The sequence below is a fragment of the Alcanivorax sp. NBRC 102024 genome (genome assembly GCF_001602235.1).
In the GTDB taxonomy this organism is placed as follows: domain Bacteria; phylum Pseudomonadota; class Gammaproteobacteria; order Pseudomonadales; family Alcanivoracaceae; genus Alcanivorax.
This window is the reverse complement of sequence record NZ_BDAS01000007.1, coordinates 133224-159165: the sequence shown is the minus strand read 5'-3', so window position 1 is coordinate 159165 and position 25942 is coordinate 133224. Positions and strand designations below refer to the sequence as shown.

At 61.2% G+C, this 25942-nt stretch carries 20 protein-coding genes; 11 read left to right on the top strand and 9 right to left on the bottom strand.

What is annotated here, in order from left to right; genetic code table 11:
- The first annotated feature begins 125 nt into the window (after positions 1-125).
- Complete coding sequence (locus A0251_RS12360) at positions 126-1052, top strand: acyltransferase (RefSeq protein ID WP_062817159.1); 927 nt, start codon at positions 126-128, stop codon at positions 1050-1052.
- Positions 1053-1135: 83 nt separating this feature from the next.
- Here the strand turns inward: A0251_RS12360 and A0251_RS12355 are convergent, their stop codons facing one another.
- On the bottom strand, positions 1136-1876 hold the full coding sequence (locus A0251_RS12355; RefSeq protein WP_062817158.1) for a TIGR04219 family outer membrane beta-barrel protein: 741 nt from the start codon (positions 1874-1876) through the stop codon (positions 1136-1138).
- 150 nt (positions 1877-2026) lie between these two features.
- On the opposite strand from A0251_RS12355, the gene A0251_RS12350 reads away from it, so the two are divergent.
- The 6 genes from A0251_RS12350 to A0251_RS12325 all read left to right on the top strand — a co-directional run bounded on the left by A0251_RS12350 (position 2027) and on the right by A0251_RS12325 (position 6902).
- Positions 2027-2557: a DUF4262 domain-containing protein gene (locus tag A0251_RS12350; RefSeq protein ID WP_062817157.1), complete on the top strand. Its 531-nt coding sequence runs from the start codon at positions 2027-2029 to the stop codon at positions 2555-2557.
- 14 nt (positions 2558-2571) lie between these two features.
- Complete coding sequence (locus A0251_RS12345) at positions 2572-3111, top strand: DUF2058 domain-containing protein (protein WP_062817156.1); 540 nt, start codon at positions 2572-2574, stop codon at positions 3109-3111.
- A gap of 344 nt (positions 3112-3455) precedes the next feature.
- Complete coding sequence (locus A0251_RS12340) at positions 3456-4304, top strand: S1 RNA-binding domain-containing protein (RefSeq protein WP_062817155.1); 849 nt, start codon at positions 3456-3458, stop codon at positions 4302-4304.
- 114 nt (positions 4305-4418) lie between these two features.
- Positions 4419-5033, top strand: coding sequence for a trimeric intracellular cation channel family protein (locus tag A0251_RS12335; protein WP_062817154.1), 615 nt, complete (start codon positions 4419-4421; stop codon positions 5031-5033).
- Positions 5034-5182: 149 nt separating this feature from the next.
- Entirely contained in the window at positions 5183-5788 is a 606-nt protein-coding gene (locus A0251_RS12330) for a DUF2780 domain-containing protein (RefSeq protein ID WP_062817153.1), read from the top strand.
- A gap of 70 nt (positions 5789-5858) precedes the next feature.
- On the top strand, positions 5859-6902 hold the full coding sequence (locus A0251_RS12325) for a metal-dependent hydrolase (RefSeq protein WP_062817152.1): 1044 nt from the start codon (positions 5859-5861) through the stop codon (positions 6900-6902).
- Between the two features lie 10 nt (positions 6903-6912).
- On the opposite strand, the gene A0251_RS12320 is transcribed toward A0251_RS12325, so the two are convergent.
- Entirely contained in the window at positions 6913-7959 is a 1047-nt protein-coding gene (locus A0251_RS12320; protein WP_062817151.1) for an AraC family transcriptional regulator, read from the bottom strand.
- 2 nt (positions 7960-7961) lie between these two features.
- The gene (locus A0251_RS12315) at positions 7962-8864 is read right to left on the bottom strand and encodes a diguanylate cyclase domain-containing protein (RefSeq protein WP_231874231.1); all 903 of its coding nucleotides are present in this window, start codon (positions 8862-8864) and stop codon (positions 7962-7964) included.
- Between the two features lie 315 nt (positions 8865-9179).
- Between A0251_RS12315 and A0251_RS12310 the strand changes: the two genes are divergently transcribed.
- The 3 genes from A0251_RS12310 (at position 9180) to A0251_RS12300 (ending at position 15593) form a co-directional block, all read left to right on the top strand.
- On the top strand, positions 9180-11669 hold the full coding sequence (locus tag A0251_RS12310) for a TonB-dependent receptor (protein WP_062817149.1): 2490 nt from the start codon (positions 9180-9182) through the stop codon (positions 11667-11669).
- A gap of 78 nt (positions 11670-11747) precedes the next feature.
- Positions 11748-13622, top strand: coding sequence for a phytase (locus tag A0251_RS12305; RefSeq protein WP_062817148.1), 1875 nt, complete (start codon positions 11748-11750; stop codon positions 13620-13622).
- 6 nt (positions 13623-13628) lie between these two features.
- Positions 13629-15593, top strand: a complete 1965-nt coding sequence (locus A0251_RS12300) for a PhoX family phosphatase (RefSeq protein ID WP_062817147.1) — start codon at positions 13629-13631, stop codon at positions 15591-15593.
- A gap of 136 nt (positions 15594-15729) precedes the next feature.
- Here A0251_RS12300 and A0251_RS12295 read toward each other — a convergent pair whose 3' ends face one another.
- Positions 15730-16746 (bottom strand): zinc-binding alcohol dehydrogenase family protein, encoded by a 1017-nt coding sequence (locus A0251_RS12295; protein ID WP_062817146.1) that lies wholly within the window; start codon positions 16744-16746, stop codon positions 15730-15732.
- A 126-nt stretch (positions 16747-16872) separates the two neighbouring features.
- Here A0251_RS12295 and A0251_RS12290 point away from each other — a divergent pair, with 126 nt between their 5' ends.
- Positions 16873-18369, top strand: coding sequence for an amidase (locus A0251_RS12290; RefSeq protein ID WP_062817145.1), 1497 nt, complete (start codon positions 16873-16875; stop codon positions 18367-18369).
- Positions 18370-18513: 144 nt separating this feature from the next.
- Here A0251_RS12290 and A0251_RS12285 read toward each other — a convergent pair whose 3' ends face one another.
- The 5 genes from A0251_RS12285 to ubiD all read right to left on the bottom strand — a co-directional run bounded on the left by A0251_RS12285 (position 18514) and on the right by ubiD (position 25755).
- Positions 18514-19431, bottom strand: a complete 918-nt coding sequence (locus A0251_RS12285) for a metal-dependent hydrolase (RefSeq protein ID WP_062817144.1) — start codon at positions 19429-19431, stop codon at positions 18514-18516.
- A 40-nt stretch (positions 19432-19471) separates the two neighbouring features.
- Positions 19472-21223: an SDR family oxidoreductase gene (locus tag A0251_RS12280; RefSeq protein WP_062817143.1), complete on the bottom strand. Its 1752-nt coding sequence runs from the start codon at positions 21221-21223 to the stop codon at positions 19472-19474.
- A 174-nt stretch (positions 21224-21397) separates the two neighbouring features.
- Positions 21398-22672 carry a DSD1 family PLP-dependent enzyme gene (locus A0251_RS12275; RefSeq protein WP_062817142.1) on the bottom strand — a complete coding sequence of 425 codons (1275 nt, stop codon included), beginning with the start codon at positions 22670-22672 and terminating at the stop codon, positions 21398-21400.
- A complete protein-coding gene (locus A0251_RS12270) occupies positions 22669-24036 on the bottom strand; it encodes a D-arabinono-1,4-lactone oxidase (protein WP_062817141.1) in 1368 nt (455 codons plus the stop codon). The genes A0251_RS12275 and A0251_RS12270 overlap by 4 nt, the downstream gene beginning before the upstream one ends.
- Positions 24037-24282: 246 nt before the next feature.
- On the bottom strand, positions 24283-25755 hold the full coding sequence (ubiD, locus tag A0251_RS12265) for a 4-hydroxy-3-polyprenylbenzoate decarboxylase (RefSeq protein WP_062817140.1): 1473 nt from the start codon (positions 25753-25755) through the stop codon (positions 24283-24285).
- Positions 25756-25942: the final 187 nt, after the last annotated feature.

Here is a 25942-nt window from a genome sequence, read left to right as displayed (position 1 = left end):
TGCGCCGGTTTTCGGCAGGTCAATGGATCGCGCTGCCGCTTCCCGGGACGGGTCAGCAGACTTGCGTGATGGCGAGAACCGGGTTTAATACCCTCTATAACAGGGAAACGAGTTGGAGTGTCACCATGGCTGCCACGATCACGGGCGTTATTACCGCACTATTGTTGCTGCTCAATACCCTGATACTGATTGGCCCCATGATGCTGGTGGCGCTACTCAAGGTGATCCTGCCAGGTTCACGAGCCCGCCAGGTTTGCTCCTCGGTGGTCATGGCCATTGCGGAAACCTGGGCCGAAATCTGCAAGGGCATCTTTGCGTTGATGACCCCCACCCAGTGGGAGATGCGCGGCGTGGAGGATTTGCGCGGTGACACCTCCTATCTGGTGATCAGTAACCATCAGTCCTGGGTGGATATCCCTGCGCTGATTCAGGCGTTCAATCGCAAGACGCCTTACTTCAAGTTTTTCCTCAAGAAGGAACTGATCTGGGTACCGTTTCTGGGGCTTGCGTTCTGGGCGCTGGATTACCCTTTCATGAAGCGTTACAGCAAGGCGTTCCTGGACAGGAATCCGCATCTGAAGGGCAAGGATCTGGAGATTACCCGTCAGGCCTGTGAAAAATTCCAGGGGATACCTGTGACGGTGGTGAACTTCCTGGAAGGCACTCGCTTTACCGTCGACAAACACCGCAATCAGCAGTCTCCCTATCGGCATTTGCTCAAGCCAAAGGCCGGCGGTGTGGCTTTTGTGCTGGCCGCCCTGGGGGACAATCTGGATGCCCTGTTGGACGTGACCATCCTGTATCCCGAAGGCACACCGCCCGGGTTTTGGGACCTGCTGTGCGGGCGGGTATCACGGGTGGTTATCGATGTGCAGACCCGGGACCTGGATGCGGCCCTGTGGCGCAGTGACTATCAGGAAGACCCGGTGTTCCGGGCGGAAATACAGCAGTGGGTCAGTGAGCTTTGGGCGCAAAAGGATGCGCGTCTGGTGGAAATGGCGGGGGCGGACAATTGTGCCGTGGCACAGACGGGAGAAGCGAGTAACGAGTGACGAGGAGCGAAAGGCATTGCGCCCGTTTGCGCGGCGGCAAAGGGGCAATGCCAAAGCGAGGGACTATCTCGGCTATCAGTGACCTAGAAGCTGAGTGACGCCGCCAGATAGGGGCCACCCATATCCAGATCCGCGTCCAGATCGCTGACGTCGTCCAGCTCCAGATCCATATGCTTGTAGCCCAGCTCCACGCCAAGCAGGAAATCCGAACGCCAGCCGATGCGGGCGGTCAGGTCCCGTAGCGTATTGCCGTCGTAGCTGATCGTATCGATCTCGCCACCGACGTAGACGCCTGGGACCGGCAGGTTGAGTCGGCCTGAGGCATGCAGCATGGGCAGGGTTTCATCGAAGTTCTTGGTGGTGCTGACCAGCAGGTTGTCCAGGCTGATGCTGCCCTCGATCTTGCGGACGGTCAGCCCCAGATTCACTTTCAGGGCATTATCCAGCGGCGTGTAGTAAAGGGTGCCGTCGAGGATATCCAGATCAATGTCGGTTTCCACCTTGGTGTTGGCCACAAACAGCTGGCCATTGAACACAAAGGTCCGTTGCAGGCGGTTACTGGCATCATCAGAGAGATCCAGGCTGCGCACCCGCACATTGGGGATCAGTGGCACGGCATGCTCCACGCCCAGATAGAGCACTTGCTGGTTGGCTTCCTCAAAGCCCAGGTCGTCCTGCATATCGATATCTTCGCCACCGGACGCCACCGTGCCTTCAAACTCGGTGTCCCAGCTGTAACCCCCGCCATAAACGGCAATGCCCGGTGCCGACCAAGCCAGGGGCGCGGCCAACAGGCCGGCAGCCAGCAGACTGATACGTTTCATGGAAACTCCTGCTTGTGGGTGAAAAGTCAGTATTGCAGGTCTGCAAGGGTGTCACCAAATCCACAGGGATTCTGGTACCATGCCCACAACAATTACGATTTATTGGCCGGGGCCAGGCAGGTTCGCCCCGGCGCCTGCTGACAGTTACCTATGTTTCTAGATGAAATGCCCGGGAAGTTCCGCTATCCGGCTCCGGAAGATGCACAAGACAAGGACCTGCTGGCGGATATCCAGCGTAAGGGATGGCACCACTTTGCGGTGCCTGGCGGTGACGGGCAGCCCGGGTACACCTTCAGTGTGGGACATTTTCTCAACCTGAATCACCCGGAACTGATCGTGCTGGGGCTCAAGGATTCCCTGGCCAGCCGCTTGCTGGACAGCGCCGCGGTGCGGATTCGCGGACTCAACAAGCCCTACCAGCCCTACCGGCTCTATAACGACATTGCCGACGGTCTGGAGGTCATGTTCCTGCCGGTGGCCTTTCCGCATTACAAGGAATACCTGGGCTTCGCCAACTGGTTTTACCAGAGCCTGCCGGCCCCGTATCCGGCCCTGCAGATGGTCTGGCCCGACCCCAAGGGCGTATTCCCGTGGCAGCCCGGGTACGATACCCGGTTCCACCGGGCCCAGCCCCTGCTGGGGGCGGCGCCAGCCTCCCCGTTAACCCAGAATCGTCGTTGAGTTTGGAGCGCAACATGGCCAACTCCCTGCAAGAACAATTGATGAAAGCCGGTCTGGCGGACCAGAAGAAGGCCCGCCGTGCCAAGCAGCAGAAGCGCCAGGAGGCCAACCAGGCCAAGCGTGGCGAGATTGAACTGGAAGACCCGGCGGAACGGGCCCGCCGCCAGCGGGAAGAAAAAGCCGAGGCGGACCGTCAGCGCGAAGCCGCCCGCAAGGCCGAGCGCGAGAAGAAAGAGATCGCCGCCCAGATCAAGCAGATGATTGAACAAAGCCGTCTGGACCGTCAGCACGGTGATGTGGCCTACCAGTTCGTGCAGGACAAGAAGATCAAGAAGGCCTGGGTCACCGCCAAACAGCAGGCCCAGCTGGAGCGGGGTCAGATTGCCATTGTGGCACTGGGCGATGGCTATGAGCTGGTGCCCACCGTGGTGGCGGAGAAGATTCGCCAGCGCGACGAGAATGCCGTACTACTGCTCAACGAGCGTGGCAAAAATGCCGTGGATGAGGATGATCCCTACAAGGACTTCCCGATTCCCGACGATCTGATGTGGTAGGGCGCATAGCGCGAGCTACAAGCTACGCTCGGTTGGATGGGAAAGGTATGGGAAGTTCCCTGGCCCCGGTGCTTTCTACAAGGCTGCTGTAGGAGCGCCCTTCCAGAGCGCGAACCGCGCTTGCGCGGAAATCGCCCAACGGGCGATCAGGAATCTCAGCGTTCGACAGGCTTATCCAGATAATACCGGTTTCGTGCCACCGCCAACCCCATTCGCCATGCAAGCATGGCTCCAACAGGCGGTTGGGGTAACATCGTAGGGTGGATTAGCCGCAGGCGTAATCCACCTTCGTTTCTATTCCGTTCAGGCGCCAAGCCTGCCCCCTTACCAAACAGGCTAGAACCATGACCGCATCCACCAAACTTGGCGCTCGCCACTCCCTGGAAGTCATCAAGCCGATCCATAACGGGTTGCTGCTGGACGGCGGTTCGCTGGGCGAGGTGCTGTTGCCGTCCCGGGAAGTCGAAGGCCAGAATCTCGGCCCCGGTGATAGTGTGCTGGTCACTCTGTACAGCGATGGACAGGGCCGCCCCATGGCCAGTCTGCGTACCCCTCGCGTCCAGCACGGTCAGGTGGCGTCGCTGAAAGTGGTCTCTACCAGCAAGGTGGGGGCCTTCCTCGACTGGGGCATGCCCAAGGACCTGCTGTTGCCCTTTGCGGAACAGAAAGGACCGATTCGTGAAGGCGACTGGGTGCTGGTAATGGTGACCACCGACCGCGAAGGCCGTTTGCTGGCCAGCGCCCAGCTGGACCGGTTTCTCGACGATACCAGCGATGACTACCAGCAGGGTGATGAAGTGTCCCTGGTGGCAGCCCATGGCACGGATCTGGGGTACAAGGTGGTGGTGGATAACCGTTGCTGGGGCATGATTGCCAAACAGGAGCTGCGTGCTCCCCTGCGGCCCGGTCAACGGGTCACCGGCTATGTGCAGCGCCTGCGCGATGATGGCAAGCTCAGCCTGTCACTGAATCCTCCCGGGGCATTGAAAAGCGAAGGGCTCAGCGAACAGATCCTGGCCGCTCTGGAAAAGGCTGGCGGCGAACTGCCGCTGGGAGACAAGAGCAGCCCGGAGGATATCTTTGCGACTTTCCGCTGCAGCAAGAACGCCTTCAAGCAGGCCATCGGTGGGCTCTATAAGGAGCGTCGTATCGTGATCGACAAGCAATCCATCCGCCTGACACCCCAGGCCTGAGCCGACCCACTCCCCGGCAGTCATGGGCTTCCCTGAGTAACGTCAGCCACCAAGGTCGAATTCACCGCGGCCTGGATTCAGGCATCATGGCCTGAGTAGTCGGAGTCTCTGAGCATGTTATTAAGCCTCTATCTGATCGGCATCACCGCCGAAGCCATGACCGGTGCCCTGGCGGCGGGGCGGTTGCGCATGGACCTGTTCGGGGTGGTGATGGTGGCCTGTGTCACCGCCATGGGCGGTGGCTCCATGCGCGATGTGCTGCTCGGCCATTATCCGCTGGTGTGGGTGGCGCATCCGGAGTATCTGGCACTGACCGCCATGGCCGCGCTGATTACCACCTGGGTGGCGCCGTTGATGCGCCGTTTGCGGATGCTGTTTCTGATCCTGGATGCCATGGGGCTGATGGTGTTCACGGTGATTGGCGTGAAGGTGGCGCTGGATATGGGGCTGGCGGCACCGGTGGCGATTCTGTCCGGGCTGATTACCGGTATCTTTGGCGGGGTGATTCGCGATTTGCTCTGCAACCGGGTGCCACTGGTTTTTCAGAAAGAATTGTATGCGGTGGTCTCGCTGGGCGCGGCCTGCCTGTATCTGCTGTTACTGCAGTGGCAGGTGGCGGCCTGGCTGGCCACGGCAGTGACGGTAACGGCGGGCTTTATGGTGCGCCTGCTGGCCATTCGTTATCAGTGGCATTTGCCGCGCTTCCACTACAACGTGCCGGAAGACTGAGGGCGTTTGTCTCGTGCCTGCTGCACCTGCTGGAAAAATGTTTGTCGACGGAGTCATGAGGAGGCCATAAACCGTTGGTTTCGGGTATGCGGAGCCGGTAAGGTTTATGGCCACAACAGGAAGTGCAATCAATGATTAAGGAGCAAGGTATGAAGATGTTGCGAGTCGGGATCCTGGGTGCGTCCTTCTGTCTGGTGCTGGCATCCCCGGTGCAGGCGTTTGATCTGAAGAAGATGACGGACTCTGCCAATGCGGCGGTGAACAAGGCCTCCGAAAGTGCCGATGCGGGTATCAACAAGGCATCCAACACTGCCAATGAAGGGATCAACAAGGCCAGCGATTCAGCCAACAGCACGCTGGACGGCGTGAATGGCGGCATGGCGGTATCCGGTGAAGCCAGGGCACTGGTCGATTCCCTTTCCTCGGAGCTGGGGGTTTCCGGTCAGCAGGCCGCAGGCGGGGCCGGTGCCTTGCTGGCCATGGCGCAAAGTAATCTGTCCGCGGACCAGTTCAGCGGTGTGCTGAACAAGGTGCCGGGGCTGGGCTCTCTGCTTGGCGGCGGGGAAGGCGGCGGTCTGGCGTCATCCATGCTGGGCAATATTTCCAGCATGCAGGGTGTCACCAAGGCGTTCAGTGCCCTGGGCATGAGCCCGGAGATGGTCAGCCAGTTTGCACCGAAAATCCTGGGCTTTCTTGGTGATAAAGGTGTCACCGGGCAGGTGCTGAACAGCCTGAAAGGCTTGTGGGGCGTTTGATCGGTCCGCAGCCTTGACGGCCTGCTGGCGATGGCGCAGCTAGCATGCTGATTTTGCCAGAGGCGGTTTGATGGATTCCTTGTCACAGGTGGTTCTGGGTGCTTCGGTGGGCGGTGCGGTCATGGGCCGCACACTGGGGCGCTCGGCGTTGTTGGGTGGCGCCCTGCTGGGCACCTTGCCCGACCTGGATGTGCTGATCGATTACGGCGATGCGGTGGCCAACTTCACCGAGCATCGCGGTTTCAGTCATTCCCTGCTGGTGTTGCTGCCCGCCTCCCTGCTACTGGCCTGGGGGCTGCAGCGCTGGCGCCCGGCGATAAGTGTGTGGCGCTGGTGGGCCTTCACGGGTTTGTGTCTGCTGACGCACCCGTTACTGGATGCCTTTACCACCTACGGGACCCGCCTGTTCTGGCCGCTGGGGGATCCGGTGGCAATCAGCAGTATTTTCATTATTGACCCGCTATATACCCTCCCCCTGTTGATTGGTGTCATTGTGGCGCTTTGGCGCCCACCCGCCAGGCAGGCCCTGGCGGCGGGGCTGGCGTTGTCCTCCCTGTATCTGTGCTGGAGCCTGGTGGCCCAGCAATGGATGACGCAGCGGGTGATGCCGGCGCTGGCGGAACGGGGCTTGAGTGAGGCGCCGCGTCTGGTGCAGCCCATGCCTTTCTCCACCCTGCTGTGGCGGGTGACGGTGCTGGGCGAACAGCAGCGGCTGGAGATCGTCACCGGCGTGCTGGATAACGGCGATGCCCTGACGGTGGAAACCTTTCCCCGTTCACCGCAGGATTACGCCCAGGCCATGCAGGTCCCGGCGGGGCGCAAGCTGGCCTGGTTTACCCGGGGCTTTATGGATGTGGAAGCCGGACCGGACCAGTTGCTGGCCACGGATATTCGCCTGGGCGTACCGGGTCTGCACCCCTTCCAGTTTGTGCTGGCGGAACAGCAAGAGGGCGTCTGGCAGGCTCTACCCAGTTATAAACTGCCTCGCCCCATGGCCAACCCCCAGGCCTGGCCGGCTCTGCTGGATCGCACTCTGTCCCGCCAGCCCATTCTTTGCCTGACAACGCTGGAAACCTTGCCGGCTGGCAGTGTCTGCCCCTCCAGGATGCCATAGCGACAGCCTGTCACCCTCCCGGTTTCATCCCCATGGTGGCGAGGAGGGATTGACGGCAGGCCGAGGGCGTCAACCCACACCAGCGTTTGAAGGACCGGCGGAAATTGGTGGGATCAGAAAAGTTCAGTCGCCGACAGATTTGCTCGGGGCTGTCGCCATGGAACTGTAGCCAGTGGATTGCCTGGTGCAGTCTGACTTCGTCAAGTAACTGCTGATAGTGGCACCCCTGCTGGCTGAGTCTGCGTTTCAGGGTAGCCGGGCTACATGCCATATGCGCGGCGCTTTCCTGAAGGGAGGGCGGCTGGTCCAGTCGAGTCTGCAGAAATTGGTACAGGGTATGGCGAAAGCTGTATCGGCTGCCGACCAGATCCATCAGCTGCTCGCATTGCTGTCGGGCGGCCAGCCAGGCGGTGGGTGAGCCCTGCGGCCAAGGTTCTTTCAGGTAATGTCGCGGCAGAATCATGGCATCCATATGCGCGGCAAAATGCAGCGGTTCGCCCAGATGCACTTGATACTGCTCTGGCCATGCAGGGCAGGGGTAACTGAATTGAAAGCGCCAGGGTAGGGGGGTGCCGCTCAACCAGCGGGTCAGCGAAGCCACTCCACTCATGGCAGCTTCCACCAGAAAGCGCCATTGTGTCTTGGCGCCGCAACTGTCCAGCCACTGCAGGCAAAGGTACTCATCGGTAACGGTGAGTCGGCATGCCAGGAGCGGGGAAATCAGTGCCGGAAAGTCCGTGAAAACCGACAGTGCCTCAGCCAGTGATTCCGCATTGCCTAGCAAGGCGCTGACGGCACCGTAATGGCCGGGGAAAAGCCGTTGCCCATAACGAAACGCCAGCTCGGGATCGGTCAAGCGCTGCCGGGTGTTATGGATCAGCTGCAGGTATTCGTGTGCGCTGACCCGGCCCTCGCCACGGACCAGTTGTTCCGGGAATAAGCCGGTATGGCGAAGCAGCCGATGCAGGTCTTCCCCCTGGTCCTGAGCCAGATCAATCAGCACTGCCGGCAAGTGATGGGCCGTGATAAAGCGCTGGTCGCACAGATAACCTGTCATGGTCAGGCAGCCCGGTGTGTGCGGCGGATAGCCTGCGACAGGCTGCAGTTAGCTCGCTCGATCAGACTGTCCGCGTCGTCGTCGTGGGAAACCGCCAACCCTGAGTGGACGGTCACGGCGTGGGTTTCGCCGCGTCGTGTCTTGAAGGCAAAGCTGTGAGTCGCCTGCTCCAGTTCCCCACGCAGTTTTTCCGCGACAGTGCGTTCCGTCGCGGGCAGCACCACGGCAAAGCGGTCACCGGCATATCGGCAAAGCAGATCCTGCCGTCTGAGGTTCAGCAGCAACAATTCTCCCAGTTCGCGCAGCAGCCGATCACTGTCCGCGCCACCCAGCAGGCGACGACTGTGATCGAAACAGTGCAGATCAATCATGATCAGCGAGACCGTGCGCTCTCGATGCTGAAGTTCCAGCGAGAGTTGCTCACGCAGGTAGCGGGCGTCGCTCAGCGAGGTCAGTGCATCAAAATTGCGATGCTCCCGGAAAATTCGCTCGCGCTTGCGCAGTTGCCGATTGATGGCCTGTTGCTCCCGGTGCCAGTGATAGATGCCCAGTGTCAGCAATATCATGCCCATCGGCATGGCACCGGATTCCAGCCAGTGATCCCAGGTAATGGAAGGAGATAACTGAACAAACTCATCCAGTACATCCTGCCAATAGCTGAGAAAAATGGCGGCAAGCCCGGCTACCAGCAAACGGGTGACCCGCCCGGTGGGGCGGCTGTTGAGAATCAGGCCGATCCAGATCAGGGCGAGCAGGGCGGCCCCGCCCTCGCCGGCGATATCCAGCCAGACAATCGCGTCCCAGCGCTTGATGTCCCCGGCGCCAAGGTTCATCAGCAGCACCAGGTTGGTCATGACCAGCACCGCCAGCAGGGAGCGATAGTGCAATGTCAGAAGGTGTCTCACGGGGGGCATCCTTTGCAGTTGATGCTGGCACTCCTACGCGCTGTGCATGTCATTTTGATGAAAAGGAGCTGGCGGTCCTGACCGGTCAGATCAGCTCACACAAGTGTGTCCGGTTCGCCAGAAAAACGACAAAACGCCAAAGATTGCCCGTCAAACAGGAGGGGGAAGGGGTGCGATCAGCTCAAGAGTGGCTCCGGGCAGCCCGGATTGCCGGTTTTGGCAAGGTTCTGCGCGACACCTGTAACCAAAGTGACACGGGGCAGACCTACCGTGCCGGTCATTGCCAATTCGCAAGGGCCTGGCCCGGGGGAAATGATGTCCTGTCAAAAAACGCTGAATCGAATTTTTCGTCGTGCCGTTCTGGCTTCTGCCATCGGCCTTGCTGTCTCACCGCTGCTGGCGGAGGAAGCTGACTCCACCAACGAACTACAGACCATCCAGGTGATCGGTCAGGCAGCCAGTGTGGACAAGGCGTTATCCCGGCAGCGGGCGGCTGACAATATTGAGAGCACCACGCAGGCGGATGATATCGGTGACTTCCCGGATTCCAACGTATCGGAATCCCTGCAACGTCTGCCGGGTGTGTCCATCGAACGTGACCAGGGGGAGGGGCGTTTCGTTCGTGTCCGTGGCGTGGCGCCGGATCTCAACGCGGTGAAGGTCAATGGTATTCAGGTTCCCGCGCCGGAAGCCGGTCGCCGGGCAGTGGCGCTGGATGTGATTCCCGCTGACCTGCTGGAGTCTCTCACCGTGGTCAAGACCCTGACCCCGGACATGGACGGCAATTCCCTGGGCGGGACCGTGGAAGTGAATACCCTGTCGGCCTTCGACCGCGACGGCCTTTTCTACTCGCTCAGTGGTGCCGGCAGTTATGACGACAACACGGAAGAGACCAGTCCGGAGCTGGCGGTGGCGGCCAGCAACCAGTTCTCCGTGGGGGACGGGGAAAAGAATTTCGGCATTGCCGGGGCGGTAAGCTGGGGCGAGCGGGATTTCGGCTCCGATAATGTGGAGACCGGCGGCGCCTGGGATTTCGATGGCGGCAATGCGCTGGAGGAATTGGAACAGCGTGACTACACCATCACCCGCGAGCGACTCGGGGTGGCGCTGAACATGGATTACCTGCTCAACGACGATACCAGTTTATACCTGCGCACGCTGCACAGCCGTTTCCGTGACGATGAAGTGCGTCAGGCCAATATTTTCTCCTTCGACAGTGCCCAGCAACCGGGCCAGACCGGTCTGGTAGAAGTGGAAAAGGAATTGAAGGACCGGGAAGAAACCCAGGAAATCAACTCCGTGGTGTTGGGTGGCCAGCACTATGCCGGGGACTGGATCACCGATTTTCGGGTGGGCTACAGCACCGCCGAGGAAGATGAACCCCGGCATGCGGACAGCACGGTCTTTGCCGCAGAATTTCCGGACGGGGGTTTCACTGGAACCCGTAAACCGTCGGCGCTTTATCCCACCGGTTTCTATGACGATGCCAACTACGAGCTGGATGAAGTGGAAGAGACCGAAGGCAAGACCACGGACAAGCAGGGTGACCTGGCGCTGGATTTCACCCGCCAGCTTTACTGGAACAATAACCCGGCATCCATCAAGTTCGGCACCAAGATCAGCCAGCGGGAAAAAGACAGTGACGTGAATGTCTGGATCTACGAGCCCGATGCGGTGCTCTCGGATTTCAGCACCGATGTGGACTATGCTCTGGGTAACTTCGGCAGTGGTGTGGATCCGGACAAGGCCGACTCCCTGACCGCCGGTCCCGGTGAGTTTGATGTCATCGCCTCCGCCATCGAGGATTATGAAATCCGCGAAGACCGTCAGGCGGCCTATTTGATGGGTACCGTTGATATCCAGCAGCTACGCATCCTCACGGGTGTGCGCTACGAGCGCGCTGATTTCGAAGCGGACGGTTTTGGTTCCACCGATGAAGTGATTACCGCCGAGCAGCACGAGAATGACGAGGATCACTGGCTGCCAGCACTGCATCTTCGCTACCAGCTCAGCAACGATACCATCGTCCGCTCCGCCTTCACCCGCAGCGTGGTGCGCCCGACCTTTGAACAGTTGTCGCCGGGTTTTGAAATCGACGGCGACGAGGCGAGTTTCGGCAACCCGGATCTGGATTCGCTGACGTCCAATAATCTGGACCTGGGCATCGAGCATTACATGGGCCGGGCCGGCGTCGTCTCCGCCTTCGCGTTCTACAAGGATATCGACAACTTTGCTTACCTGACCGACAAGGGTGGGTCGCCGGGATTCGAGGCTTTCTCGGACGCGGAGACCTTTGAAAACGGCAACGACGCCAGCCTCTATGGCCTGGAACTGGCCTACTCCAAACAACTGACGGAACTGCCGGCCCCCTTCAATGGCATGCTGATCGGCGCCAATGCCACCTTTGTGGATTCCACGGCGGAAATCGAGGCCTATGATGAGGATGCCGGCAGGTCGGTCTCCCGCGATATCGCCCTGCCCAGCCAGTCCGATGTGACCGGCAACCTGGTGCTGGGGTACGAAGACAAGCGGCTCAGCCTGCGCCTGGCCGCCAACTACACCGGCAAGTTCCTGCAGGAGGTGAGCGATCCGCTGGACAAGCGTTACGACATTTACACCGATGACCATATCCAGCTGGACTTCACCGGTCACTACTTCCTCACTGAGGAACTGCAGCTGACCTTCGAGGCGATCAATATCAACGATGAGCCCTTTTATGCCTATACCGGTCGTGAGCAATTCAACGCCCAATACGAGGAATACGGCCCCACCTACAAACTGGGCCTGGCACTCAAACACTTCTGATCAACGGTTATCAGGCGCTCTGCGCAGGCCGGTATGGCCTGCGCGTTTTTTTGCGAAATCTGGAAAAAAGGAAAAAGCATGATGAACCGCATTGGATTGCTGGCTGCTGCACTGCTGGTGACGGCCTGTAGCGGTGAAACCGGCACTGAGCCTGCCGTTACGGAGGCAACCTTGACACCGCCGGTGTGGGAAACCGAAACCGGCATGGGGCAGCCCCGGGCCATGGCGATGGCAAAAGGCCATGTCCTGATCATTACGGAACAGGGCAACCTGACGATTGATGGCCACCAGCAGGCCCGCGGTGAATTTGAGGGCCTGGATGTGCGCAGCGGCCCGGACGGTACCTTGCAGCTTGTGACCCTGCATACGGGCAGCAATCAGCTGGTGCTGTTCCAGTGGCGACAGGGCGAGCTGCAGGAGCAGCAGCGTTTGCCGGCGCCGGAGTATGCCGTCAACGGTTTCTGCCTGTACCGGGATACCCAGTCCCTGTTGTCGGTTTTCCTGCTGGATGAAAGGGGCAGCGCCGACCAATGGCTATTGTCGGGCAAGGCGCCGCAACGGCTACGTCATTTGGTGATGCCACCGGAGGCGGAGCACTGCAGCGTGAATGATGTGACCGCACATCTCTATGTCAGTGAAGAAGGGGTGGGGCTGTGGCGTTACCGGGCCGACCCGGAGCAGGACCCGGAACGGGAACTGGTGGATGTGCTGGCACCACGGGGCGATATCGTGGCCAGTGCCAGCGGCGTGGCAGCCATTCCCGGTGGCGTGCTGTTGCTGGATGCGCAGGCCCGGCAACTTTCTGTGTATCGCACTGACGGCACGGCGCAGCAGTTTGCGGTGCCGGATCTGGAAGAGCCGGAGCGGCTGGCAGCACGGGTGGCCAACGGCCAACTGACGGCCTGGGTACTGGACGATGGTCAGCAAGGCGTGCGCAGAATCACCCTGCCGTGGGATGCCGCGGATGACGTTCCGCCGGTCATTCCCACTGTGCTGCCGACCGTGGAAACCGATGCCGTGGCCCGTTTCGGCGATGCGGCGGATGACCCGGCTATTTGGGTGCACCCCTCCAACCCGGGGGCCAGCCGGATTCTTGGTACCGACAAGAAAGCGGGGCTGTATGTGTATGACCTGGCCGGCCACACCACCCAGTTTCTGCCCGTGGGGCGCCTGAATAACGTGGACGTGCGTTACGGCTTGCGTGTCAACGAGCGACTGGTGGACTTGGCGGTGGCCAGCAATCGGGACCATAACTCCCTGCACCTGTTTCTGATCGACCGGGATAGCGGTGAGTTGAGCGACGCGGGCGAAATTGCCAGCGGCCTGGAAGAAATCTATGGCCTCTGTCTGTACCGCGATGCGCAGGGCGTTTACGCCTTTGCCAATGGCAAGAGCGGCATTATCGAGCAGTGGCTGCTCACCCCCACGGACATGACCATCACCGGTGAGCGGGTGCGCACCCTGACAGTGGACAGCCAGCCGGAAGGCTGTGTGGCCGATGATGAACACCAGCGATTGTTTGTCGGGGAAGAAGATCACGCCGTGTGGGTTTTTCATGCCGGGGCAGACCAGGGCGTGGCGGCAGAGCAGGTCATTGCCAAGGGAGAAAACCTGGAAGCGGATATCGAAGGCCTGTCGCTTTACCGCCGCGGCGACCAGGAATACCTGGTGATTTCCAGCCAGGGCAACAACAGCTATGTGTTGGTGGATGCGCAGCCTCCCTATGCCTACCGGGGACGTTTCCGGATCGGCATGGACCCGGAAGCGGGCATTGACGGTGCGTCGGAAACCGACGGCCTGGCGGTCACCTCGGCGGATCTGGGCGGTGGCTTTTCTGACGGTCTGCTGGTGGTACAGGATGGCCGCAATCGCCTGCCCGATGCCCCGCAGAATTTCAAACTGGTTCCCTGGCATGCCATCGACGCTACGCTTGGCTTGTCGGAATCACGGTGAACGGTCATGAATGAACAGCAACGTGTGGATGCCCTGGAAGCCCAGGATGATCAGCCAGTGGCACGGGACTGCCGGGGCCCCGAGCTACCTCGCCGTCGCCAACTGTTGAAAGGGGGGCTGGGGGCTGCGGTGGCCGGCTTCTTTACCGTTCCGGTGTCCGGTTGCGATGCCTCGTCGCCCAAGGGGGTATCGCCGGCCATGCCGGCTATCGGCTTTACGCCATTGCCGCCGCAGACTGACATGACGTTCGATCGGGTGGCGGTCCCGGAGGGGTACTCCGCCCGGGTGCTGTATGCCTGGGGCGACCCGGTCGGTGACGGGGCTCCCGCCTGGCAACCGGATGCCTCCAATGACTGGCGCGACCAGATGCAGCAGGCGGGGGATAATCACGATGGCATGCATTTCTTTCCCTTCCCGGAGGCGCCCAATCAACGTGGCCTGCTGGTCATGAATCATGAAAAAGTGTCGTTGAATTTTCTCCACCCGGCCGGGTCCACCTTTCGGGACGGTGCGGATGGGCGGCGTTTCCGTCCTGAAGGGGAAGTGAAGAAGGAACAGGCGGCCCATGGGGTCAGCGTGATCGAGATCCGCCGCCAGCCGGACGGTGTTTGGGACAGGGTCATGGACTCTCCCTACAACCGCCGCATTACCGGTATGACGCCCATGAGCCTGCGTGGGCCAGCGGCGGGCACGGCGGCCTTGAAAACCGCCAGTGACCCGGATGGCCGGACGGTGTTGGGGACCCTCGCCAATTGTGCCCTGGGATTTACCCCCTGGGGCACCTATCTGGCCTGCGAGGAAAACTGGCCCAACTATTTCGTCAATCGCGACCGGGAAGACTACGCCACCCGCGTGGCTCATCAGCGCTACCGGCTCAGCCAGGGGCAGAACAGCAAATACTTCGCCTGGGAGTCCGTGGACCCGCGTTTTGATGCCACGCCCTATGCGGACCAGTCACACGGGGGGCACGTCAATGAGCCCAACCGTTTCGGCTGGGTGGTGGAGATTGATCCCTTCGACCCGGACAGCACGCCGGTGAAACGCACCGCCATGGGCCGATTGGTCCGTGAGTGTGCCACCCCATCGGTGGCACCGGATGGCAGCATGGCGTTCTATTTCGGCGACGATACCCGGGGCGAATACATCTACAAGTTTGTCCCCGCTGGCCGTTACCAACCGGATGACCGGGAAGCCAACCGGCACCTGCTGGATGACGGCACGTTGTACGTGGGCGTATTCGGCGACAGGGGAAAGGGCCAGTGGAAACCGCTGGTGTTTGGTGAGGGGCCGCTGACACCCGACAATGATTTTCACAGCCAGGCCCAGGTGATGATCGAGGCGCGCCGCGCCGCCGACCTGCTGGGTGCTACCACCATGGACCGACCGGAATGGGTAGCGGTGAAACCGGATAACCGCGAGGTGTATGTCACGCTCACCAACAATGACAAACGTGGCCGGGAGGAGGGCCAGCCCATCAACAGCGCCAACCCGCGCTGGGAGAACGAGCATGGCCATATCCTGCGCTGGCGTGAGAAAGGCGATGACCCGGCAGCGACCACGTTCCAGTGGGAAATCTTTCTGCTCGCTGGCTACCCGCAAGGCAGCGACGTGCCTGCCAATCAGATCGGCACCATCCAGGGGGACATCTTCTCGTCACCGGACGGGCTATGGTTCGATCCGGCCGGACGACTCTGGATTGAAACCGACTACGACGAGGACAGCCCGAACCATCAGGGCATGGGCACCAACCAGCTGCTCTGCGCCAACCCTTACAGCGGCGAGGTGAAACGGTTTCTGGTCGGCCCCAAGGGCTGCGAGATCACCGGCATCACCGGCACCCCCGACGGCACCACCCTGTGGATCAACGTCCAGCATCCCACCCTCAGCTTTCCCGCCAGCGACGGCAAGACACGGCCAAGGTCGGCCACAGTGGTGATTACCAAGGATGATGGGGGAGTGGTTGGGAGTTAACAGTGAATAGTTAACAGCGACGCGATTTGTGTGGGTTGTTTTTTCAACGCAAGAGGCCGCGCTCAAACTATGGGCGCGGCCTCTTGCCTTACAGATCAAACCCATCTTTTCACGCGTAACTGTTAACTGTTAACTGTTAATTATTTTCCCACCCCGCCAACACCAGCTTGCCGATCGTCTGCCCGCTTTCCAGTTTGCGGTGAGCGGTCTTCAGATTGTTGGCATTGATCGGCCCCAGTCCTTCGCTGACGGTGCTTTGAATGGTGCCGGCATCCACCAGGGTGCGCAGCTGGTCGAGTATCTGGCCCTGGCGGGGCATCTCGGCGGCGAACATGGCGCGGGTGAACATGAACTCCCAGCAGAAGCGGGCACTTTTCGGTTTCAGCGGGTTCAGGTCCAGGGGCGCACGGGCATCGACGATGGCGCAGATGCCGCCGAAGGGGGCCACGGCCTGACAGGCCGTGTGCCAGTAGTCATCCAGACTCTGTGTGACCAGAATGCCGTCTACCTGAGGGTGGCCAAGCAGTTCCAGTTGTGGGAGTAGATCCTTGCGGTAATCGACGATGTGATCCGCCCCCATGGCCTGGCACCAGTTGTTGGAGGTCTCACGTCCGGCAGTGGCAATCACGGTCAGGCCGAAATGGCGGGCGGCCAGCTGGATAGCGATGGATCCCACCCCTCCGGCGCCGCCGATCACCAGCAGGCTTTTTCCCTCGCAGGCGCCGGGACGAAAACCGAGCTGGTCTTCCAGGGCTTCCCAGGCGGTCAGGGCGGTGAGTGGCAGGGCCGCGGCTTCCTGCATGCCCAGACTGTCCGGTTTCTTCGCCACCAGCCGCTCGTCCACACATTGGTACTGGGCATTGCTGCCCTGACGCTGCAGGGCCCCGGCGTACCAGACCCGGTCACCACGTTGAAAGTTCTTTACCTCGGCGCCCACCGCTTCCACCACGCCTGCGGCATCAAACCCCAGTACCCGATAGCCACCCTGGTCCACCGGGCGCTGGCGCAGTTTGGTATCAATGGGATTCACTGACACCGCCTGCACCGACACCAGCAGGTCCCGGGGGCCGGGAGATGGCAGATCCAGCTGGATATCCTCCAGCGCGTGCACATCATCAATGGTTCTGGGTTGGTTGAAACCGATCGCTTTCATGCTTTGCCCCTACAACGTAAACACACAAGCTTTGGCCCACTTGGCAGGGCAGACTATGCCACAGTAAGTGAATTGTCGCCTTGCGACCGTCGCAAAAAAATCGAACGCTTTCGGGAGAGCACACGCATGAAGTTTGAGGAATATCGTCAATTTGATGCCATGGGGCTGGCGGAGCTGGTGGCCAGGGGAGAGGTGAGCGCCGCTGAGCTGCTGGACACGGCCATCGCCAGGGCGGAGCAGGTGAACCCTTCCCTGAATGCGCTGATTATTCCCCTCTATGAACAGGCCCGGGAACGGGCCGCCGCACCGCTGCAAGGTCCGCTGGCCGGGGTGCCCATGTTGGTGAAAGACCTGTTCCAGGAAATGGCCGGTGCACCCTGCTATCAGGGCAACAAGGCGCGCAAGAAGCACGACATCCGCGCGGACCGGGATTCCACCCTGGTGGCGCGCTGGAAAGCCGCCGGGCTGGTGCCGTTCGGGCGCACCAACACTCCCGAGTTTGGCGCCAAGGGGATTACCGAGCCGGACTCCTATGGCCCGGCCCGTAACCCCTGGAATCTGGATCATACCCCCGGTGGTTCCTCCGGGGGGTCTGCGGCCCTGGTGGCGGCGGGTGTCGTGCCGGTGGCCGGTGCCAATGACGGCGGTGGCAGCATTCGTATCCCGGCGGCCTGCTGTGGTCTGTTCGGACTCAAGCCCGGCCGCGGGCGTACCCCCTGGGGGCCCACCTTCACCGAAGCCATGCACGGCATAGCGGTGAACCATGTGCTGACCCGTTCAGTGCGCGACAGTGCCCTGTTGCTGGACCTCACCCATGGCGATGAGCGCGGCAGCCTGTTCCATATCGCGCCCCCGCAACAGTCCTATCAGGCGGCGGCTGCATCCCGCCCCGGCACATTGCGGATCGGTTATTCCACGGCGTCGCCCCTGGGGACGCCGGTGGACGCAGAAGCAGTCAAAGCGGTAGAGAAAACCGTGGCCCTGCTACGGGAACTGGGCCATGAGGTGGTCGAGGCCGAACCGCAAATGGATGCCAAACAGATGTGCATGGACTGGCTCTCCGTCTGGTTTGGCCAGTGCGCCGCCGAAGTGGATGAAGTGAAGGCACTGACCGGCTGCGGTGATGACGGGTTCGAGCTGGATACCCTGGCCATTGCCGCCTTTGGCCGCGCGACGCCTGCCCATGAATACGTGAAGTGTCAGACCCGTTGGCAACAGTACATGATCGCGCTGGATACCTTCCTGGAGCAGTACGATTTCTGGCTGACGCCAACGCTGGCCATGCCCCCGGCACGAATCGGGGAAATGGCCACCCCGGGTTGGCAGCAGAGCGCTCTGAAAATGCTGCTCAAGGTGGGCGGTGAAAAACTGCTGATGAAGACCGGCATGATCGAGCAGATGGCGCTGGAAAATTTCAAGTACATGCCTTACACCCAGTTCGCCAATGTCACCGGGGTGCCGGCCATGTCGGTGCCATTGCACTGGTGCGACACTTCGTCAGGAAACACCGGTCTGCCGCTGGGGTCCCAGTTCGTCGGTGGTCACGGGGATGAAGGCAAGCTGCTGGCGTTGGCGGCCCAGCTGGAAGAGGCGGCGCCCTGGTTCGACAAGGTGCCGATGTAGGCGGACGGCGAGAAGCGAGTTACGAAGAGCGAAGGGCTTTTCGTAACTCGAACCTCGTCACTCGCTTCTGTTTTTTGGTTATCGCCGCGGACCTGCACAGATCAGGTGGCGTAGGTTGGGGATATCGCGCTGCCAGCGATGGTGTCAGTGCATGGCTGCTGCCTGTGCCGCCGGCGAGCGTGCCAGGTAGGCCAGGGCCTGCTCCGTGTCCCCTTCGTGGATCGGGTGGAAACGGGGAGACAACCAGCGCAGGGTAGCGTTGATCAGGAAGGTGAAAGTGGGCACGTTCCGGGTTTGCTTGCCGGTCTGTTCCAGTTGCAGCAGTAATTTCGGGATCAGGGTGCGCCCCAGCTTGCGCACCTGGGGATCCGGGTCCTGGCGTGCCAGGCTGCGGCCGCCCTCGGAAATAAAGTAGATGAACAGCGGAAAGACGATGGCCATCAGCGCCTGTCGGCTCACGTAGAAGCCGAGCTGGGATTGGCACAGGTGCTCGAACAGATCGAAGGCAACGGTGCGGTGTTCCACTTCCTCGGCCAGATGCCATTTGAACAGGTCTACCATAGCCGGGTCGCCGTTCTGCTCCCAGGTGTCGTTGTCCATGGCCCACTGACCCAGCACGCCAGTGAAGTGTTCGATGGCCGCGATCAGCCCCACACGCAGTACCAGCCATTGCTTCTGAATCGCCTTGCGCTGCAGGAATGTGAGTCCGAAAGGTGCCTCCCCCAGAAAAGTGCCAAACAGCCATTCCACCCGCTGCACGTACTCATCCACGCTCAATCCATGGCGCTCCAGATAAAGCTGGGCCTTGCTGTGGGCCCGGGAATGCACGGCCTCCTGGCGGATAAACCCTTCCACGTCGGCGCGCAACTGATCATCACTGACCAGCGGCAGGGCCTGGTTGTAGACCCGGCAGAACCACAGCTCTCCGGCGGGCAGCAGCAGGTGGATGCCGTTGATGATATGGGTGGAAAACGGATCATCCTTTAGCCAGTGCAGAGGCGTATTGTCGAAATCGAATTGCACACGGCGGGCTTTCAGTTGATGGCGCACAGGGCTATTCATGGCTATTGTTCTCCCGTTGTTTGGTCAACACGTCATCAAATCAGGCGGTAATATCCAGACGCGCTACCTGCCGGGACAGTACCGGGGCAAAGCGGCTGAGTAGTCGGGTGGTCCAGGCTTCGGCTCCCACCAGGGACAGGGCCGGATTGCTTTGCACCGCATCGAAAATGGCGGCGGCCACCTGGTCCGGGGAAAAATTGCGGCGCTTGTACAAGGCGTCGGCTTTGGCGCGTTTTTCGGCCTGTTGCTCGTCGCTGAGGCCGGCGTAGACGGTGCTGTTGGCAATGCCAGTGGCCACAAAGCCGGGGCAAATGGAGCTGACGCCGATATGGTGTTCGGCCAGCTCCGCGCGCAGGCATTCGCTGAGCATATGCACGGCGGCCTTGCTGGTGGAGTAGGCGGTCAGCTTGCGGTTGGGGGCGAAGGCGGCGGCGGAGGCCACGTTGACGATGTGCCCCTTGCGGTGGCCGTCAATCATTTGCCGGGCAAACAATCGTGAGCCATGGATCACGCCCCACAGGTTGACCTTGAGCAGGCGGTCCCAGTCCTTGGTGGATGTTTCCAGCATACCGCCGGCCATGCCGATGCCGGCGTTGTTGACCACAATGTCCGCACCACCCAGTTCTTTCTCCACCCAGTTGGCCAGCCGCTGCATGGCCTGGGCCGAGCCCACATCCACCTTGCGGGGCCAGGCGGTGGCACCCCGTTGCCGGGCCTGTTCCGCGGTGGCGTCGGCACTGTCTTCATTGATATCCACGCACACCAGATCGGCGCCCTCTGCGGCAAAGCGCAGGGCGGTGGCCCGGCCAATGCCGGAACCGGCACCGGTGATAACCGCCGTCTTGCCATACAGGGGCAGGCCCTGTCTTTCCGGACGAACGCGGGCATGCTGCAGGGCGCCAGGCATCTTGCCGCTTTCCACTCCGGCCACGAAATCGCCAATCCAGGCGGCGATGGTGTCCGGATGGCTCAGCGGTACCCAGTGGTTGGCGTTGATATCCCGGCGGTACAGCTCGTCCACCCACTCGTGCAGGTCCTCAAACAGCTGGGTCCCCACGTAGTTGTCACGGGTGGGCACGATCAGCTGGACTGGACAGGCCGCGTGGCGGTCTTGCGGGTTGATCAGCTTGTTGCGGAAGTTGGCGCGATACAGCTGCACCCCGTGTTTGCCATCCTTTCCCTGGGTGGGATTGGCGTCCGGCTCCTGCACGTTCTCGCGGTGTTTCAGGTAGCGGGGCCAGAGCTTGTCCAGGCCACCCTGCCAGGCACTTGGAGCCAGTACCGGCAGGTGAAAGAAACCGATATACCAGGAGCTGAGTGCCTGTTTGAACACCTTGGCCTTGGCGGAGGGAGACAGATTCAGCGTGCGCCGACGCATCCAGTGGCCCATATGATCCAGGCAGGGGCCGGAGATGGTGGTGTAGGATTTGATGCGGGCCTTGAGCGGCCCCTCGGCGGTGACCGATTCCCAGCTCTGAATAGAGCCCCAATCATGGCCCACCAAATGAAAATCCCGCCCGGGAAGGGTGGCGTCGACGACGGCCTTCAGGTCTGCCGACAGCAGCTCCATGCGGTAATCCGCCTGCTTGCGGGGCGCGTCGGAGGCACCGGCGCCGCGCACGTCATAACTGATCACGAAGTACTTCCTGGCCAGTCGCTCGGCTACGGGCTGCCAGACACTGTGGTTGTCCGGGTAACCGTGAACCAGGACCACGGGGGGCTTGCTGCTCTCTCCGAAGGTATAAACCTGCAGGTTTATACCCTGGCTTGCCACTGTTGTTGTGGTTGTCATGTAGTACTCCTGCCGGGCAATGGCGACGTTAAATCTAGACGACGTCAAGTTTTGTCGAATGTATCAGTGCCTAATGTAACGGTCAACGTGCAGGCAGTGACCACCGGGACCGTCAATTCGGTGCCGGTGGTCAAGAGGAGAAGGGAGTCAGTGGGAGGCTGGTGTCGGGGCGGCTCAGGCGCCCTGGCCCTGGGGCAACGGTGACCACCAGTCCTGGATGGCGCCGTCTTGCCACACGGCCAGGTCGCCGAATTGCAGCAGCACGAATTCGCTTTGGGTGGGGCGCAGGAACAGCTGGTCGTCCACCTGCAGGGCGGTATCCGGGCTGCCGTTGAACATCATCTGGTTGGTGCTGTGGCCATAGACACCATTCTCGCGAATGCCCGCCGGTGACACCGGGGTGGCCTTCCAGTAACCGCCGTAGATGAAATAGGTCTGGCGGCGGTTCGGGTCCCAGCGTTGCCATAGCTCACCCAGCGGTAACGGTCCGGGCAGGTTCAGGCCGTCCCATTGCTTGAGCACTGGTGCGGCGATAAACACCGCCGGTTCGAAATCCGCCAGCAGGGGCAGATCAAAATCGCTGGCCTTGACCAGACAGGAGCCGGCGGCCAGTTCGTTGACCACGGTGCTGTCGTCGTAGAGGCCGACGGTGGGGCTGCCGCCGCCGTTGAAACACAGGGTCTCATTCCGGTAGGCGGGTGCCAGTTGGTAGAGGCGTTCGATAAAGCGTTGGTAGATGGCCTCGGTTTCCCGGTGGCCTTCCTCGGCGCTTTGAATAAAGGCGGGCAGCTTGCCCACGTGGGCGTCATAGCCCATGAAACCGCTGAAGCGAAGTCGGTCTGGGTGGGCCTGGATCAGGGCGATCATTGCATCGAGCTGGTTCGGGTCGGTGAGGCCGCCCCGGTGCAGGCCCACGTCGATTTCGAGATTGATGTTCAGGCGCCGGTCCAGATCGGTGGCCAGTTGCAGATATTGCTCCAGCCGCGGGCGGGAATCGATCAGCCATTGGAGTTGCCGCTCCGCATCGAAGGCGCTACCTGTTTCGCTGTAGAACTGTCGGGCGGCCTGGACCGGCATGGGCTTGCCCAGCAGCATGTCCACGCCGGGCTCTGCGTCGGCCAGGGCATTCATGAACGGTTGATGGAACACCATGACACGGTTGCTGCCGGTTTCGCGCATCACGGTCTGGACCATCGGCACACTGGGCAGGGACTTGGCCACGATACGCAGCGCGCAGCGGGGCGGCAGCATGGCTTTCAGGGTGCGGCAATTACGCACCAGCCGTTGCTGGTCCACCAGCATCAATGGCCGACCGGGCCCGTCTTTTTTCAGCCTGTCGTTGATGGCCTGGAAGTAGGGGGTATGCGGCGCCCCCTGATTTTCCGGGCGCAGCAGCCAGCCGCCGGCGGCGAGAGCGCCCAGCCCGATGAGAAAACCACGGCGTTTCATCCGGTTGCTCCAAACAGGGTTTGCAGGTGTTGGTTGAGCATCCTTCCCTGTGGGTCCAGTTCCCGGCGCACGGCCTGAAAGCGATCAAAGGCGGGATACAGCTCGCGCAGTTGCCGCTGGCCCAGAGTATGCAGCTTGCCCCAGTGGGGGCGGCCCGCATAGCGACGCAGGATCGGCTCCACGGCCGTGAACAGGGGCTGATAGTCCTGGGCGAAATATTGATGGATGGACAGGCTGGCGCCGGGGCGGTCGTGGTACATGGACAGCAGGCGATCATCGGCGGCCACATAACGGAACTCGATGGGGAAGAACACATTGATATCCTGCTTGCGAATGGTCTCGCAGACTTCCTGCAGGCAGGCGATGCCGTCTTCCGCCGGCACGGTGTATTCCATCTCGTTGAATCGCACCGTGCGGCGGTTGGCGAACACCTTGTGGGCGGGGCCGGTATAGGTGCTGTCTTCCACAAACAGGGTGACCAGCTTCTGCAGGTTAGGGGTCAGCCAGCCAGCGCGCATGGCCACTTTGCAGACCAGCTCCAGCAGGTCGTTGCTGTCTTCCCGTTCGCTGCTGTCGGTGGGGTCATCAGTGATTTCCATGGTCTTGACGATGGCCTGTTCGCCCAGGGGGAAGGCAAAGAATTCGATGTGGCGAAAGTTGTCTTTTTCCCTCTCCACGAAATCCATGGCTTCCTGCAGGGGCAGGGTCCAGGTGCGCTCCTTCAGCCGGTAGGCAGGTTCCAGTCGAAAACCGATTTCGCTGACCACGCCCAGGGCCCCGACACTGCAGCAGGCGGCCAGAAAGGTGTCGCCGTCTTCCCGGGTCAGGCTCAGGGCCTCGCCGTCGGGGAGGATCAGCCGCAGGCTTTCCACCTGGCCGGACAGGCTCTGCAGGTTGCTGCCGGTGCCGTGGGTGCTGGTGGCAATGGCGCCGGCCAGGGATTGCAGGTTGATATCCGGCTCGTTGCTGAAGCTGTAGCCCAGGCCGTTGGCCTGGGCACTGGCCATGGCCAGTCGGGTGCCTCCACCGTAGGTGAAGATGTCACCGTCCTGACCCCGCAGTCCGGCCAAGGCTTCCAGGGATACCAGGGTGTCATCGCTGGGCACCACGGCACTGAATGAATGGCTGCCGCCGAAGGGGCGAATGGTGCCGCTGCTGTCGCGCAGGGTCTGACGCAGTTGGGATTCGCTGGTGGCAAATACCAGGTTGGCCGGGTTGGCGCTCTGGTTACCGGACCAGTTCTGCCAGGCTGGCGCCTTCCCGGTCTCAGCCAGCAGGGCCTGGGGGGCCAATGCCCCCGTGGCCCCGGCCGAGGCCAGGGCTTTCAGGAAACTGCGTCGGTCAATGGAATCTAACAAGGCCATGGTGCGTCCTTTTGTTATTTGGCACCATCGTACAAGAAAGGCGATGAATAGTTAATAGTGAATAGTTAACAGCTGCGCGGACGGCGTGAGAAGGTTCTGCCAGCTCCGCCGCCGCGCCCAGACTCTGAGCGCGGCCTCGCAGGTTAAAAGCGCAACAAAATCTTGACTAGGGATGCGGGCCGGGCAGCCTTCACTGTTCACTGTTCACTGTTCACTGTTCACTGTTCACTGTTCACTGTTCACTGTTCACTGTTCACTGATCCCAAGGCTTTCCCACATCTCATCCACCCGCTGCTTCACTGCCGGGCTCATGCTGATGGCGCGGCCCCACTCCCGGTCGGTTTCGCCGGGCCATTTGCTGGTGGCGTCCATGCCCATCTTGGAGCCAAGGCCGGATACCGGAGAAGCGAAATCCAGATAGTCGATGGGGGTGTTTTCCACCAGCAGGGTATCCCGGGCCGGGTCCATGCGGGTGGTCATGGCCCAGATCACGTCCTTCCAGTCGCGGGCGTTGACGTCGTCGTCGCAGACAATCACGAACTTGGTGTACATGAACTGGCGCAGGAATGACCACACGCCCATCATTACCCGCTTGGCGTGGCCCGGGTACTGTTTCTTCATGGTCACTACGGCCATGCGATAGGAGCAACCTTCCGGGGGCAGGTAAAAATCCACGATTTCCGGGAACTGCTTTTTCAGGATCGGTACGAAGATCTCGTTCATGGCCACGCCCAGCACCGCCGGTTCATCCGGTGGCCGGCCGGTGTAGGTGCTGTGATAGATCGGATCACGGCGGTGGGTGATGCGCTCCACGGTAAAGACCGGGAAGCGCTCCACCTCGTTGTAATAACCGGTGTGATCACCGAACGGCCCTTCTTCGGCCATCTCGTCCGGATAGATATGGCCTTCCAGGACGAACTCGGCACTGGCGGGGACCTGCAGGTCATTACCGATACATTCCACCAGCTCGGTTTTCGAGCCGCGCAGCAGTCCGGCAAAGGCGTACTCGCTAAGGGTATCCGGCACCGGGGTGACCGCGCCGAGGATGGTGGCCGGGTCAGCGCCCAGGGCCACTGCCACCGGGAAGGGCTCACCGGGATGTTGCTGCTGCCACTCCTGAAAATCCAGGGCGCCACCGCGATGGCTGAGCCAGCGCATGATCAGCTTGTTGCGGCCGATCAATTGTTGGCGGTAGATGCCCAGGTTCTGGCGTTCCTTGTTGGGACCCCGGGTGATCACCAGCGGCCAGGTCACCAGCGGGCCTGCATCGCCGGGCCAGCAGGTCTGGATCGGTAACTGGTACAGATCCACGTCGTTGCCTTCCAGCACCTTTTCCTGGCAGGGCCCGGAGCCGCGCAGCTTGGGACTCATGCTCAGCACCTTGCGGAATATCGGCAGTTTTTCCCAGGCATCACGCATGCCCTTGGGCGGTTCCGGTTCCTTGAGAAAGGCCAGCAGTTCACCCAGTTCGCGCAGCTCCTCAACGGACTCGCGGCCCATGCCCAGCGCCACCCGACGTTCCGTGCCGAACAGGTTGCCCAGCACCGGGGTGCCGAAGCCCACCGGGTTTTCAAACAGCAGTGCCGGACCGCCGGCACGCAGGGTGCGGTCGCAGATCTCGGTCATTTCCAGGTTCGGGTTCACCGGTGCGGTAATGCGTTTGAGCTCGCCAAGTTGTTCTAGCTGTTGCAGAAAGTCACGCAGGTCGCGGTATTTCATGACGTTCCTTGTTGTTTGGATAACCAGAAAGGTTGTGCTGCGAGTATAGCAGGCTGGGGGTGAGCGGCGAGTCGTGAGCTACACGCTACGCCTGGATTGGGAGAACCTGGAAAGTCCCCGCGCTTTTCCGAAGAACGGAAAAGACTCTCAGGTCGTTGAGTTCGGCGCCAATAAATAACCTGAGCAC

What these genes read in the sequence shown, in the direction of transcription:
- A0251_RS12360 (WP_062817159.1), top strand. Translation starts at nt 126, where the DNA reads ATGGCTGCCACGATCACGGGCGTTATTACCGCACTATTGTTGCTGCTC.
- A0251_RS12355 (WP_062817158.1), bottom strand. Translation starts at nt 1,876, where the DNA reads ATGAAACGTATCAGTCTGCTGGCTGCCGGCCTGTTGGCCGCGCCCCTG.
- A0251_RS12350 (WP_062817157.1), top strand. Translation starts at nt 2,027, where the DNA reads ATGTTTCTAGATGAAATGCCCGGGAAGTTCCGCTATCCGGCTCCGGAA.
- A0251_RS12345 (WP_062817156.1), top strand. Translation starts at nt 2,572, where the DNA reads ATGGCCAACTCCCTGCAAGAACAATTGATGAAAGCCGGTCTGGCGGAC.
- A0251_RS12340 (WP_062817155.1), top strand. Translation starts at nt 3,456, where the DNA reads ATGACCGCATCCACCAAACTTGGCGCTCGCCACTCCCTGGAAGTCATC.
- A0251_RS12335 (WP_062817154.1), top strand. Translation starts at nt 4,419, where the DNA reads ATGTTATTAAGCCTCTATCTGATCGGCATCACCGCCGAAGCCATGACC.
- A0251_RS12330 (WP_062817153.1), top strand. Translation starts at nt 5,183, where the DNA reads ATGAAGATGTTGCGAGTCGGGATCCTGGGTGCGTCCTTCTGTCTGGTG.
- A0251_RS12325 (WP_062817152.1), top strand. Translation starts at nt 5,859, where the DNA reads ATGGATTCCTTGTCACAGGTGGTTCTGGGTGCTTCGGTGGGCGGTGCG.
- A0251_RS12320 (WP_062817151.1), bottom strand. Translation starts at nt 7,959, where the DNA reads ATGACAGGTTATCTGTGCGACCAGCGCTTTATCACGGCCCATCACTTG.
- A0251_RS12310 (WP_062817149.1), top strand. Translation starts at nt 9,180, where the DNA reads ATGTCCTGTCAAAAAACGCTGAATCGAATTTTTCGTCGTGCCGTTCTG.
- A0251_RS12305 (WP_062817148.1), top strand. Translation starts at nt 11,748, where the DNA reads ATGATGAACCGCATTGGATTGCTGGCTGCTGCACTGCTGGTGACGGCC.
- A0251_RS12300 (WP_062817147.1), top strand. Translation starts at nt 13,629, where the DNA reads ATGAATGAACAGCAACGTGTGGATGCCCTGGAAGCCCAGGATGATCAG.
- A0251_RS12295 (WP_062817146.1), bottom strand. Translation starts at nt 16,746, where the DNA reads ATGAAAGCGATCGGTTTCAACCAACCCAGAACCATTGATGATGTGCAC.
- A0251_RS12290 (WP_062817145.1), top strand. Translation starts at nt 16,873, where the DNA reads ATGAAGTTTGAGGAATATCGTCAATTTGATGCCATGGGGCTGGCGGAG.
- A0251_RS12285 (WP_062817144.1), bottom strand. Translation starts at nt 19,431, where the DNA reads ATGAATAGCCCTGTGCGCCATCAACTGAAAGCCCGCCGTGTGCAATTC.
- A0251_RS12280 (WP_062817143.1), bottom strand. Translation starts at nt 21,223, where the DNA reads ATGACAACCACAACAACAGTGGCAAGCCAGGGTATAAACCTGCAGGTT.
- A0251_RS12275 (WP_062817142.1), bottom strand. Translation starts at nt 22,672, where the DNA reads ATGAAACGCCGTGGTTTTCTCATCGGGCTGGGCGCTCTCGCCGCCGGC.
- A0251_RS12270 (WP_062817141.1), bottom strand. Translation starts at nt 24,036, where the DNA reads ATGGCCTTGTTAGATTCCATTGACCGACGCAGTTTCCTGAAAGCCCTG.
- ubiD (WP_062817140.1), bottom strand. Translation starts at nt 25,755, where the DNA reads ATGAAATACCGCGACCTGCGTGACTTTCTGCAACAGCTAGAACAACTT.